The sequence below is a fragment of the Floridaenema flaviceps BLCC-F50 genome, from assembly GCF_041929275.2.
In the GTDB taxonomy this organism is placed as follows: domain Bacteria; phylum Cyanobacteriota; class Cyanobacteriia; order Cyanobacteriales; family Aerosakkonemataceae; genus Floridanema; species Floridanema flaviceps.
This window is the reverse complement of the sequence record NZ_JBHFNR020000001.1, coordinates 3,960,687-3,974,110: the sequence shown is the minus strand read 5'-3', so window position 1 is coordinate 3,974,110 and position 13,424 is coordinate 3,960,687. Positions and strand designations below refer to the sequence as shown.

Annotated in this window: 8 protein-coding genes and 2 pseudogenes; 1 reads left to right on the top strand and 9 read right to left on the bottom strand. The window is 42.7% G+C overall.

Features of this window, described 5'->3' with window-relative positions; translation table 11 throughout:
• Positions 1-22 precede the first annotated feature (22 nt).
• The 8 genes and pseudogenes from galT to ACE1CI_RS19175 form a co-directional block, all read right to left on the bottom strand.
• A complete protein-coding gene (gene galT / locus ACE1CI_RS19210; RefSeq protein ID WP_459564026.1) occupies positions 23-1,123 on the bottom strand; it encodes a galactose-1-phosphate uridylyltransferase in 1,101 nt (366 codons plus the stop codon).
• Positions 1,035-3,065: a glycoside hydrolase family 2 protein gene (locus tag ACE1CI_RS19205; RefSeq protein ID WP_413263118.1), complete on the bottom strand. Its 2,031-nt coding sequence runs from the start codon at positions 3,063-3,065 to the stop codon at positions 1,035-1,037. The genes galT and ACE1CI_RS19205 overlap by 89 nt, the downstream gene beginning before the upstream one ends.
• Before the next feature lie 137 nt (positions 3,066-3,202).
• Complete coding sequence (locus tag ACE1CI_RS19200) at positions 3,203-3,550, bottom strand: STAS domain-containing protein (RefSeq protein WP_413263117.1); 348 nt, start codon at positions 3,548-3,550, stop codon at positions 3,203-3,205.
• A gap of 174 nt (positions 3,551-3,724) precedes the next feature.
• A complete protein-coding gene (locus tag ACE1CI_RS19195; RefSeq protein ID WP_459564025.1) occupies positions 3,725-5,980 on the bottom strand; it encodes a family 1 glycosylhydrolase in 2,256 nt (751 codons plus the stop codon).
• A 416-nt stretch (positions 5,981-6,396) separates the two neighbouring features.
• Positions 6,397-9,021, bottom strand: a pseudogene (gene glf / locus ACE1CI_RS19190) (UDP-galactopyranose mutase); the annotation flags it as partial.
• A 366-nt stretch (positions 9,022-9,387) separates the two neighbouring features.
• Positions 9,388-9,612: a hypothetical protein gene (locus ACE1CI_RS19185; RefSeq protein ID WP_413263113.1), complete on the bottom strand. Its 225-nt coding sequence runs from the start codon at positions 9,610-9,612 to the stop codon at positions 9,388-9,390.
• A gap of 271 nt (positions 9,613-9,883) precedes the next feature.
• Entirely contained in the window at positions 9,884-11,461 is a 1,578-nt protein-coding gene (locus tag ACE1CI_RS19180) for a peptidoglycan-binding protein (RefSeq protein ID WP_413263112.1), read from the bottom strand.
• 175 nt (positions 11,462-11,636) lie between these two features.
• A complete protein-coding gene (locus tag ACE1CI_RS19175; protein ID WP_413263111.1) occupies positions 11,637-12,467 on the bottom strand; it encodes an MFS transporter in 831 nt (276 codons plus the stop codon).
• A 297-nt stretch (positions 12,468-12,764) separates the two neighbouring features.
• Here ACE1CI_RS19175 and ACE1CI_RS19170 point away from each other — a divergent pair.
• Positions 12,765-13,019: pseudogene (locus ACE1CI_RS19170) on the top strand (DUF4383 domain-containing protein); the annotation flags it as partial.
• Between the two features lie 98 nt (positions 13,020-13,117).
• Here ACE1CI_RS19170 and ACE1CI_RS19165 read toward each other — a convergent pair.
• On the bottom strand, positions 13,118-13,423 hold the full coding sequence (locus ACE1CI_RS19165; protein ID WP_413263109.1) for a type II toxin-antitoxin system RelE/ParE family toxin: 306 nt from the start codon (positions 13,421-13,423) through the stop codon (positions 13,118-13,120).
• Between the last annotated feature and the right edge of the window lies 1 nt (position 13,424).

Genomic DNA, 13,424 nt, shown 5'->3' with positions numbered 1-13,424 from the left:
GTTCAAACAACATTCTCATTCCTCACACTTGCACAGGGGTTTCTATGTTTACAATTACCGCTTGTAATTCTTTTGCTTTCTCTTCAGGAAGGGCATCGTTAGCGAACATTCCTGCTGCTAATTCGGTTCCGGCGAGATATTTTAAACGGTCTTTTGTGCGGTAAGGTGGGTAAAATTGAGCGTGTAAATGGGCTTCTGGATGGGGTTTTCCATCAGTCGGTGCTTGATACCACGCCATTAAATAGGGGAAGGAACGATTCCACAAACCATCATATTTTAAGGTGACGGTTTTTAACGCCCTTGCTAAGGATTTTCTTTGTGGTTCGGAAAGGTCGATAAAAGTAGCTACTGGTTCAATTGTTGCCAGCCAAACTTCGTAAGGGTAACGCGCACAAACGGGGACGAAAGCAACAGCACGATCGTCTAAATAAATAATGCGTTGGTTGTCTTCTATCTCTTTTTGAATTAAGTCTTGTAGCAATCCTTTTTGATGTTCTTGGTAATATGCTTGCTGTCTTGACAACATTTTCGCCGGAACTGGGGGAACGAAAGGATAGGCGTAAATTTGTCCGTGCGGATGTTCTAAAGTTACCCCCATTTCTACGCCTTTATTTTCAAAGGGTAAGACATATTGAATGTGGGGATGTTCGCCTATTTTACGAGTGCGATCGCCCCACACCTGCAACAATAATTCTAAATGTGACAATTCTAATTCACCTAAAGAGGCGTGCGGGTCTTGGGTAAATACCACTACCTCGCACGCCCCATTTGCTGGTAAAGTTTCCACAATGCTGACTGGTGGGTTATTTGCTGCCACAGTCATCGAGGGAAAGCGGTTATCAAATACCGCTACATCGTAACGTCCTTGGGGTAGTTCAGTCGGAAAATTTGGATCTTTAGTGGGCGCTAACGGGTTATACTCTGGAGGCGGCATGAATGTGCGCCCCTGTCGATGACTCGCGTAAGCCACCCACTCGCCTCGCAATGGATGCCAGCGCAAGTGGGGGTTTGCGGCTATTGGTTCATTGCTGGGACTAGGCGGGGTGATTCCCTCCGCAATGGGGTATCTGCTGTACAGTGTCAGCTGGCGACCATCCGGTTTCGATAGCTCCTGGGAATACAACATTATGGTTTTTTGCCCACGCAGCTTTTACTTTACTGAGCATAGCGTCTTCTTCCTCTTCGATTCCCCTACCTAGAGTTGCAGATGCAATTTGTTCTATGGGAAATTTCGGAGTACGGTCAGCATACAATAAACCGTTGGCTTCTTGGAAGGTGTCGGTTAATTGGGTATAACAGAAACCGCTGAACATTTCTGTTTTGTTCACTACATCCAATAATGCTGTATATCTGATTTGCAGTTCGGAGAGATCCTGAGAACGGACATATCCCCAAGCTTTGCGATCGTCCCTTCCAGCATAAGCAATCCCACCAAATTCGGTTAACATGATCGGTTGTCCTTGGTGAGGATAACCATCGAGGGTGAGCACTCTTCCTCCGGGACGTTGGCGATCGAACAAATCTGTTAACTTAACTTCAGGGCCGTAGCGTCTGGCTAACCGAGTTGGTCGATTATCATAATCGTGAATCGCCAGAATATCAGTAGCGGCGCTTTCCCATCCATCGTTACCCACAACCGGACGAGTCGGATCTAAGGTTTTGGTTAGGTGGTACAGTGTTTGGACTAAATGGCGATGCGCGTCTGTCGCCGTTAAGTCGGGAACTCCCCAAGATTCGTTGAACGGTACCCAAACTACAATACAAGGATGGGAAGCATCTCGTTGGATCACTTCTGTCCATTCTTTGGTGAGGCGTTCCACTGCTTTCGGGGTAAAGCGATAAGCGGAAGGCATTTCTTCCCAAACCATTAACCCTAGCACGTCCGCCCAATACAAGAAACGGGGGTCTTCGATTTTTTGGTGTTTGCGAACGCCGTTGAAACCCATTGCTTTGACTAGTTCTACATCTCGCCGCAATGCTTCATCGGATGGGGCTGTCATTAAGCTCTCAGGCCAGTATCCTTGGTCTAGAACTAGGCGCAGATAGTAGGGTCTTCCGTTGAGCATAAAGCGATCGCGTTGTGTCCCCACTGTCCGCATTGCTGTATAAGATTTAACTTGATCCAGCAATTCGCCATCAGACCATAATTCCACTTCCGCATTAATTAAGGTCGGTTTTTCAGGACTCCACAGCAATTCGTTCCGGTAGTCATCGATACCCGGATCGGAAAGAGCGATCCGGCGATGAATTTCTCCGTTAATTACTTCGTAAGTATCATTAACTAACAAAGTGCAACCAACGGACAATCTCACCTTGATTTCAATACCATTGCGCTTTTCACCCGCAACGAACGCTTCAAAACCAATTTCCCAACGTTCAAAATGCGGTGTCCAACGAATGCGATCGATATAAGTAGAAGGAACAACCTCTGCCCAAACCGTCTGCCAAATCCCACTAGTGCGCGGATACCAAATACTATGAGCCTCTAACTGCCAATCTTGCTTTCCGCGAGGTTTAGCTAAATCTTGCGGGTCGTCTTCTGCCCAAACCGTAATCCGTTGTGGCCCATTATGATTTAATACCGGGGTAATATCAATACTAAATGGGGTATGTCCGCCTTCGTGATCTGCCATAAACTGACCATTCACCCACACACGGGCGCGATAGTCTACCGCCCCGAAGTGCAACAAAACCCTGCTGGATTTTAAATATTCAATTTTAGACTTTAAATTAACGGATTCGGAATCGTCAGTTAACTGTGGCAGGTCAAATTCTCTTTCATACCAACAGTTTGGGTGAAAACCAGTATCGCCAATGCCGCTTTTCTTGGATTCTGGCGCAAAAGGAACTTCAATCGTTTGACTCCAGTCGGAAACATCACTCGGTTGAGTGTAGGTTCCATCATCGTCAAAAGTGAATTTCCACGAACCGTTCAGACAGATCCAATGAGAGCGTTGCAGCTGAGGTCGCGGATACGCTCGTTCATTCTGATAGAAACTAAAGGTCGCACCGGAATTGCTTGACCCGTTATAACAGTTTTCTAACCACTTACCCAAAGAGTACATATTAGTCTTCTTCCCAAGGACATATCTCTATATCTAGATTACCCATAAGTAAGAAACTATTAACTCTTTTGGGGTATTTTTATCAAAAAATTTTCCTAACCAGACTGAGCGAGAGCTTGCCGCAACTTCTGCTTTAATTATTTGCTGAGAACGGCTGTCTTAGCTGTCTGAATTAAATCTCCCATTGAGGAATTTAAGTCAGGTAAAACCTCAAAAGCTCGATCTAAACCCGTCAGTTCTAACAGCATCTTAACTTGATGGCTACTCGATTTTAGCAATAATTTACAATTAGCAGCCTTAGCACTTCTAAAAATGGAAATTAAAGCCATTAACCCGGAATTACTAATAAAAGTGACGTTGTGTAGTTCCAGGTGGAAAATCTTGACACCTGCCGCAATTAAGCTCTCGATTTCTTGACTGAATTGAATGGCATAATGACTATCTAAAATTTCGGGAGATTGAATGGTTTTAACGAAAATACTCATGATTTTAATCCTCTTTTAGTAAATAAAAATGTTTGGAAAGGGGATTGGGGACTGGGGACTGGGGACTGGGTACTGGGAAGAAGAGGTAGGGAGGTAGGGAGAGTTGAAGAGGTAGTTAAATATTTTCCCATCCCCTTGTCCCCTTGTCCCCAGTCCCCAGTCCCCAGTCCCTAATCACCTCAAAATCTGACATTCGTGGAAGTAGCGATCGATCGCATTTTCCAAAGGCGGCAGCAACACTCCTCTTTCACTCCCTAAAACGCTGTAAGATGGGCGGCGTGCTAGTAAACTGAGAGCTTGCATCGAACAAGCTTCAATTCTGCTGACATCCAAACCCCTTTGTTTTGCGGCAAATTTCGCCAAATCTGCCCAAGAACTTGCACCAGGGTTGGCTAAATGCCATAAACCGCACTCACCATCAACTAACAAATCCAAGCAGGCATTCACCAAGTCTGGGACATAAGTCGGTGAAACCACACTATCCGCAGCTGCTAAGAACGGTTGTCCTGATGCCAGGGTGCGAAGGGCAATGGTGACAAAATTGTATTCATCCCAAGGGCCAAAAAAGGCACTGGTACGCACAACTAACGATGTGGGATGAGCTTTCAGAACTCGTGCTTCTGCCTCTGCTTTGCTTCGTCCATAGACATTTAGGGGGGAGACAACATCACTTTCTACATAAGGAGCAGCCCGAGTTCCGTCAAAGACGAGATCGGATGAGAAAGTCAGCAGTTCTACACCCCTCATGGCGCAAGCATCGGCTAAGATTGCAGGTCCTAGAGCATTGACTCGCAAACAAGCATCAGGTTCCCGTTCCGCATCATCTACCCGCACATACCCAGCAGCGTTAATCACCGCCCAAGGTTTTAAGTCTGTTAAAGTGCGATCGACCAAAATCGGATCGGTAATATCCATCTTTTGCCGACACAGCAGATGATAAGGAATTCCCCGAATCTCACAAATTCGCGCAAATGCTTGCCCTAACGTCCCCCTAGCACCAACGATCGCTACAGAACGAGGGGAAGAGGTGGGGGGATGGGGAGGTAGGGGGGTGGGGGGAGTTGTTGACGTAGATTTGGGATTCCCCCCATCTCCCCATCTCCCCATCTCCCCATCTCCCCACCTCCCCATCTCCCCACCTCCCCATCTCTGCACAGAAACAGGCGGATAAATCAACCTCTCTTGACGATGCCACCATCCGGGAACGTCTAAAACTGGATGATCGTAAGTTCGTTTCGTTGCTAAGTCGCGCAGCATTCGGGCTAAGGCGGTGGGGCGGGGTTTGGGGGAACGTAAATCAAATACGCCTGACTCGTAGCAACCTTCAACCCTGGTTACTAAACTGTTCCAGTCATAAGAACCTAAAAGTGACCAAGCGGTAATTGCCCGAATATCTACTCCTTCGGCACGCACGCTAGTAGCAGCATCCCAAACTTCTTTTAACCAGCGCAACTGTTCTTCACGAGTGCAACCATGATGTACTTCGGTAACGGCAATGGGCAGTTGGTAACGTTCCCAAGTTTCTTTTATTAATGTACTTGGCCCTGCAATTCCTTCAACACAAACTCTCACTGCTTCCACATCGGCGTATTGGTGTCTTCCGTTGCCACCATGAGTCCAATGAGGATAACGTTCTAGACGTTCGTCTAAAAAGCGATCGCTAGTCAAGTAATGGTTCATCCCAATCATGTCCGGTGGACAGGGATTTGCTAAAAACCACTCTAGTTCAGCAACGCTTACTCCACTCCAACACAAATAACCCCACAAAGGATGCTCGCGGTTAACTCTTCCGCACAGTAAATCCAAACTCAACCAACGGCGTTCATTCTCAAATTGAGCTTGATACGCCATAAACGGTGTACTGAAGACTTTGCACAAATCCTCGGTTTGCACTAACTTTGCAGTTGGGTTAACCTGACGAATGGCTTGCATTGATAAAACAATGGCGCGACATTGAGTTAACAATGCACAGATAAAGGTGGCGTTATCCCGTCCGTGCGGATACCAATGCCCATATAAACCGCTAAAACGGGCAGTAGTTAAGGGTTCGTTGACTGGTGTAAATAGCTCTACCCAAGGGTAACGCTCTTGCACGGCTTGGGCAAATTGGGCGAGTTGAGGCGCAAAGTTGCGATCGATCAAGCTAGTATGACTAGGGCCGCTACCATGATGCACTAAGCCTACAATCGGACGAATACCCAATTCTTGCAAGTATTCTAAGCGTCGATCTGCCCAAGACCAATCAGCATTTTGTAACCCATTAGGGGCAATTAATTCCCAAATTACAGGGTAACGGATGGTGCGAATGCCAAGTTCTGCAAATAAGTTTAAGTCGTCTAAGCGCGTTCCGTGACCGTTGCGTTCTAGTTGGTTGAAAAAGCGATCGCCAACTCGGTTAACAGTACACTCCACACCCGCCCACATTTCCATTTTTAAACTTTGAATTTCTGGAGAATTATTCCGCAATAATTCCCGATTTAATGCCGCCGTTACCATTAAATACACCTCAATCAATTTTGGATTTTAGATTTTAGATCTTCGATTATTTTGATGATTCAAGAGTTCGGGAAATCGGCTATCTAAAATTAGTGTCTATCCCATGCTTAAGGTGTTAACCAAACTTGGGAAAATAGTATTTATTTCCCTGTCGTAGGGGCAATTCATGAATTGCCCGTACCGTAGGGGCGATTCATGAATCGCCCATTCCCCAACTAATGCTTACCGTTACCATTCGTAGTGACTGGTTGAGAAGGAGAATGTTCCCCAATTATTTCTGATGCAGATACATTTTGAATGTAATTGTCTCGGCGATCCATTGGTTGCAAAACCAGTGGTTTTTCTTGCTCTTTGGTGCGAATTTCTTTGAAGACCGTTAGCGCTTGAGCTACGCATTGATCCATGTTGTAATACTTGTAAGTTGCCAACCTTCCCACAAAATATACTTCGGGAATAGCATCAGCTAATTCTTTATATTTCTTGTAAAGTTCGGCATTTTCTGGACGTGGTACTGGATAGTAAGGATCTCCTTCAGCTTGGGGGAATTCGTAGACAATGCTAGTTTTAGAATGTTCCTGTCCGGTGAGGTATTTAAATTCAGTGCAACGAGTGTATAAATGTTCGTTGGGATAGTTAACTACGGGTGCTGGTTGATGTACTGGTTTGTTATGAGTTTCATGTTTGAATTCTAGGGAACGATAAGGTAATTTGCCGTAACGATAATCGAAGAAAGCATCAATAGGCCCTGTATAAATCATCTGACGATAGGGGATGACATTTTGGATTTCTCGATAATCGGTATTGAGCATTATTTTGATGTTCGGATGCGATAACATTTTCTCGAACATCACTGTAAAACCATGCAATGGCATTGCTTGGTAAGTGTCGGTAAAATAGCGATCGTCCCGATTAGTCCGAGTCGGCACCCGCGCCGTAACTGATTTATCTAATTCTGATGGGTCCATATCCCATTGTTTCCGAGTGTAGTTACGGAAGAATTTCTCATAAAGTTCTCTTCCTACTTTACTTACAACTACATCTTCACTAGTGCGGATATACTCTTTTTTCTCAGCAACTTTGGCAAAGAATTCTTCTAGTTCAAATGAGGTAAGATTCAATCCGTAAAGTTTGTTAATGGTGTCCAGATTGATGGGAATTGGTACTAATTGACCATCAACACTAGCACGTACTCGGTGTTCGTAAGACCGCCATTCAGTAAAGTTAGAAAGATACTCAAAAACTTCGCGAGAATTAGTATGAAAAATGTGTGGCCCGTATTTGTGGACTAAAATTCCAGCTTCATTGTAGTGGTCGTAAGCATTACCAGCAATGTGGTTACGCTTGTCAACAATTAACACCTTTTTTCCTAACTGACTCGCTAGCCTTGGGCCAGCACGCTGCCAGCAAATCCTGCACCCACGATTAAATAATCAAACATTTCCAAATACCTCTCTTTTCGTTTACAAAATCGTGCAGGAAGTTTCTGTTCCTAATGAGTTAGCGAGGAACAAAATGCTTCTTCACTACCAGGGAATGAAAAACTTGGCTACTAAGTAATCGTCAATCAGGTTGGGCATTGACAAGTTACTTAGTTTTTCTACTAAGGGAATTTGCCAAGTTTAAACACTGGAAATATGTGATTCATATAATTTATTTTTGACGCGGATTGGTTGATAAATGTTAACTGTTTGGTTTTGGTCGGAGATAGTCGATCGCTCATCTAACTTTCCTTTTATTAGCTGGATCATTCTTTGCCAAGTGGCATCCCAAGAATTGTCAGCCAGGAAAGTATCGACTCTTTCTAACCAATCAGATGAGAGAAACTCTTGATTCATTAATGCTTCAGCTGCGGCAATAAAATCTGTCGCATTGTCAGCTATTTTTACTAAATCATTTTCGCCATAAGGACGAACAACATCGCGGATGGAAGTGGAAATAACTGGTCTACCTGCGGCGAGATATTCAGGAGTTTTAGTAGGGCTAATAAACCGAGTTGATTCGTTAAGTGCAAAGGGCAACATTGCGATATCCCACCCAGCAACATATCCGGGTAATTCTTGATAGGATTTGCCACCCAAGTAATGAATATTTTCGTACTTTGGTAATATCGCTGGATCTATTTTAACTACAGGTCCGATCATGACGAAATGCCAATCAGGTCTTGCTTGGGCTATTTCGCCTAATAGTTCAATATCCATGCGTTCATCTATTACCCCAAAAAATCCTAAACGGGGATGAGGTATATTGATTTGATCGGCTGGTTCTTCAGCTAAATTTCTGGCTTTGCCAAAGTGAACTTTATCGATGCTGCTGGGGAAGGCGTAGACTTGGGGATGGCGATCGCGTTTAGCTTCGTAAAGGCTTTGTCCGCCTGTAAATACTAAATCTGCACGGTTAAATAGTTCCGCTTCTAAAGATTTTAAAGTCGGACTTGCTCCCTTAAATGCTGATAGCTCATCCATACAATCATAGACGACTAAAAGCGGATTTAAATGGCGAGAAAAACTCAATGCCATTGGTGTGTAATACCAGAGAACATACTCGATGATTTGCTTCTCGGCAAACAAATCATCGAGCATTTTTGCCAAAGTGACAGTAATCTCTGTTTCACTCATTCCTTCCTGGAGATGCGGTACTACAACCACAACTCCACACTCGCTAGTACTCACATCTAGCCAAGGAGAAGTATCGGCGCTAAAAATAGGTTCTTCAATAAAATATACAGTTCGTTCTTTGGCGCAGCGGCTTAAAAGATGTTGCGGTCGTTGATAAACAAAATTCCATCGTAAATGTGAAAGACAAACTAAAGTAAAATTTTCTGGTAGCGAATTTGGCAAATCATTTGAATGTAACTTAGATAACGATTTTTTCATGGAAGATGCTGGCTTTGTTGTAGTGTTTTCTGAAGAAAATTCTATATTCCGTGTTTCCAGGTCGCTGACATGAACATCGGTTAAGTTTTCATCTTTAGACATAAGAACCCTCTAGTTTTAAAATTTGTTCTTACTTTTAATACATCCAACAATTAATAAAAGTAAGAAATGAACATTTAGTGCATCAAAAAAAAGATGTTAGTTAGCAAGATTCAGCAAAATTTACGCCTCTTCAACACCCTTAAGTTAGCTATAATTAAGGAGTTAATTGAGAACGAAGTAAATATTTGGTATTGCAGATAAATTTATAGGATATTGTCGCTGTTTGCTTCTTCCATAAGACTGAATTTGCTATTCTCCTGAAATGTATTTTTGCTACCTACTTCTTCCATTAGACTGACTCAGTTGGTTATTGCTTACTTGAAGATAAATCTGTTATCTTAAACTATTTACCCGTTTTAAAATAGGTCAAACAGATCTGTAGAAAGCTTGGTCAAGGTTTTGATAATTATGAATAACCGGAAATATTTCAAAAAACTTGTCAGAAAGGAAAAGGAATTGAATTACTGGTTTAACCTTTAACCTTTTCCCTTCTGTTTCTCCTTTAAGCTTTCCCTTCGAGAGATAGCGGAAGTTTAGCAAAATTGTTATTATTTGATTAGTTGTCACGTTTTTCTGTTGAGAGTATCCCATTTGAGTTACTCAACCACAGATACAAAAACGGCACTAACTAATGCGTAACTTGCTAAAAATGCAACTATAGTCAGCATTTCACTGCTCCTTTGGCGATGGCACTAATAGTTTTTATTTACATCTATAGCTTAAGAATTCAGAAGTTAATAAGCATCAGCCAAAATGATGGTCTTATGGCTAACTCTACGGTAATAAAAACCCGATAGTAATAGGTAGTTAGAGGTAGAATCAATTAATTGCTGCACAGCAAAAAATATACTACGATACATAGTTAGTCTTGGAAGACCATGATTTGACCTGAATAACAAGCTACCCAAACTTCTCTATTCTTGGGATCGTAAGTAATTCCAATTGGACTAGCACCGACTCCGACTGTTTGTAAAACTTTCATGTCTTGGGTGCGAACTTTACTCACAGTATTGTTGTTGTAGTTAACTACATAAAGCATTTGACCATCATCTGATAAAACCATACTGCGTGGTGCTGCACCTGTGTAAACTCTAGAGACTACTACAGGTTTTGTTAAGTCAATTTTGGCGATTCTTCCTTCACTATTTAAAGAGGCGTAGAGATATCTTCCCGTTTTATCAAGGTTTAAATGACGTGGAGCTCGCCCAATATTTCGCAACCAATTAACTGAGTAATCTTGTAAGTCAACTTGAGCAATATCAGTGGAACCCATGACAGCAATATAAGCTTTTCTAGACCTGCGATCGACAACAATCCCCCTGGGATAAGCGCCAATTTTAACTCGTTTAATTTCTTGATTTTTTTGAGTATCAATAATGCTTAAATCCCAACTACACCAATTACTGACTAATACAAAACGGTTGTCGGGAGAAGTAGCGACGAACTTAGGAACTGAACCTACTTGAATTACTTTCTCTATTTGCAAAGTTTCGGTGTTGATGCGATATAAGAAACTATTGTCTGTTCCTTGGGAGGGAGAACAGCGATCGCTTCCCGGATTATTAAACCCAGCACCATACATTTGATAATTAGAAACCCAAGCATATTTACCATTGTGGGAAAAACTAACTTCCACAGGTGCGCCGTTGTAATCGCCTTTAAAATTAGGATAACCAAACTTCGCTAAATTTACGCGATCGGGAATAGTTTTCACTAATTTATGCTCTCGGTTATACACAGTAATTGTGTGGCTGTACATCATGTTTTGAGCAAAAAACAGCCCATTCCCCGAATGCACAATTGATTTCGGAGTAATGCGTCCGGTAATGGTTTTTTCCAAGTACATTGGCGCAGTGCGGGGTTTAGCTGGCGGTGCTTTTTTCACTACTTTGACAACAGGTTTGGGAGTGGCTTTTGGTGTAGGTTTAGCAGTGACTTTTGGTGTAGGTTGTGCTTGAGGAGTGAGCGTTTGAGTTGGGATGATTTGTCTATTTTCCAGTTGATGTTTGAGGATAAAACTGCCCAAAATTAATAAAATCCCGATCGCACCACTGACTAACCACAGTAAAGGAATTTTAAAATTTCGTTGTTGGGAAATTGCAACTGTTTCCGGCGTTATTTGAGGTTCAGAGGCATATAACTCAAATTCCTGAATCCAATTAGCGGGGACTTTGTGAATTGGTTGCCCAATTACTCGCACAGATTTAAAAGTTTTACATTCTAGTCCTTTCATCCCATCTCTGACAAAACCAACCCAGAATTTTCGCTCTAATGATTGGTGAGACAGTAATGTTATTTGCAGACAACTACCTTCAGAATTAACTATTGCTGTGATTGCTGTTGTGGATAAAGCTTGATTAATCAGGGTAGCAATAGCTTGGGTATCGCCTTGTTGTGCTTGAATTAAAATGTCTTGCAGACTTACTCCTTGCGAGTTCACAATTCACTACCTCACACTAACTTAACAATAACTATCTCCTAATTAGACATTTTCCACAATTCCAAGCGAGATCCCGGACTTCTCTAAGAAGTCCGGGATCTCGCTTAGGATCTGTATATCTCAGGACTTACGCAAAGCCTCTATAAGTAGGAATTAGGCTTTGCGTAAGTCCTGATTAATCAACATCTGAAGATGCTTCTGGATCTTGAACCAAGGGTTGAAAAGAGATTTCTCCTGGATCGGTTGGTACTCTTCGCCACCAAGCTGGCAATAGTAGCAGCCAAAATTTACCTAGAGAAACAGCCCGTTGTTCATGAACAAAAACTAAAGGTAACAAAGCCACCAATCTGAGCATAGCGGAGAGAGCAAAGATCCCTGGCAAACCCCCGATATCGATCGCAGTTGCCAGAAAACTGCCTGTAGTGATTCCCATTGCGCCAGTTACGCCGGGAACTGCTGCGGCGATCGCAAAGTAAATTGATTGATTGCGTAGCGGTGTCACGGACATGAGAAGATTGCCGCTGCATAGATCGATCGCAGCCCAAGTTCCACCCCCTAGCACGAACAACAGCGGAAACCAAAGCCAAAGAAAAATCGAGCTAGTTCCAGATTCTAGCCAAAGTAGCGGCGTGAGAGCTACCAAAATTCCAATTACGATCATTATGGGGCGACTTCCTACTCGATCTGCCAGTTTGCCCCAAACCATGAGCATTAGTAGATTAGCACCAGCACCTAAGCTGTTATAGATTGTGACTATGCTGATGTCGATCGACAAATTATCCAAGAGAAACAGGTTAAAGAAAGGAGCGCTAACGTTAACAGCAAAGCTCCACAGGGCAGAATAAAGCAAAAATCGCCAAAAATTGCCATTTTTCAGGAAACTAAGCACTGCATCCCAGTGCGGCTGTTCGGTTGGGTGTGAATCTTGTACTAGTTTCGGGTTCACATCGGTGATTTTAAGCTGAAAAATCAAACTAGTTAACCCCAGCAAAATTGCGAAACTCAAGATTAAACAATAACCTTGTAGTCTGACTGTAGGCCACTTTGAGACTACTTGGTTGAGCGATAAGAAAGGCTTAATTAAATTGGCTCTAAATTTTCAGGAAAACCAGTTGGCTAGGTTGAATTAATAGATAGAAGCAAAGCACTGGGGCAGAGAACAACAAACAAACGCTTCTTTCTCCAGTTGGCAACTAAAAGATGTGATTATTTGATTGACTGCTTTGTGGGAATCGCCAAGTCGATCGCCCCCTATAACCAAAACTATACCGAAAGACTTAACAGCACTAAGGTGGGTAATTCCCACCTTATTGTTTTATGTATTGGACTTTTGGGTATTGCATCGTTCACCAATTTGACTAGCGCTCGTTTATTTAATCGTGCTTTTGCGATCGCTTATGTCTTAATCGCACTCATGGGATTATTGCCTGTCACTAACACAACTTTCGGTTTAATGCCAATCTTCGGTAACAATGTTTGGTTCAATGCTCTAACCGCAGCAGCAGCAGGTTACTATGGCTTTTTCCTACCCACAGAAGAGGCAAAATTTAGTACCTAGAATTATCTAAGTTGTTGCGCTTCAGCGCTAAACTGAAGCGCAACAATTTACCAAGAGAATTTTCTCAATGGTAATTCAATATAGTCTTGCTTTTCTCATCAATTATCCCTAAATTCCTCAAACAAAGCTTTTAAATCCCTCCTGCCATAAGCTACGCGGACAATATCAATTCCATCTTCACGAGGATAATAAAACACAATGTATTCATCAATGATGAAGCCGCGCAGGTCTGGTGCAATCCATGTATAATCCTTACCCATGTTAGGAAAGCCAGCTACTAACTTGCATTTTTGCCGAATAGAATCAAATAATTTGCTGGCAGCTTTTACATTAGTTTGCCCGATAAATTCACAGATTTCATTCAAGTCTTTAACTGCTAATTCAGAGAAAATATAACTACTCATA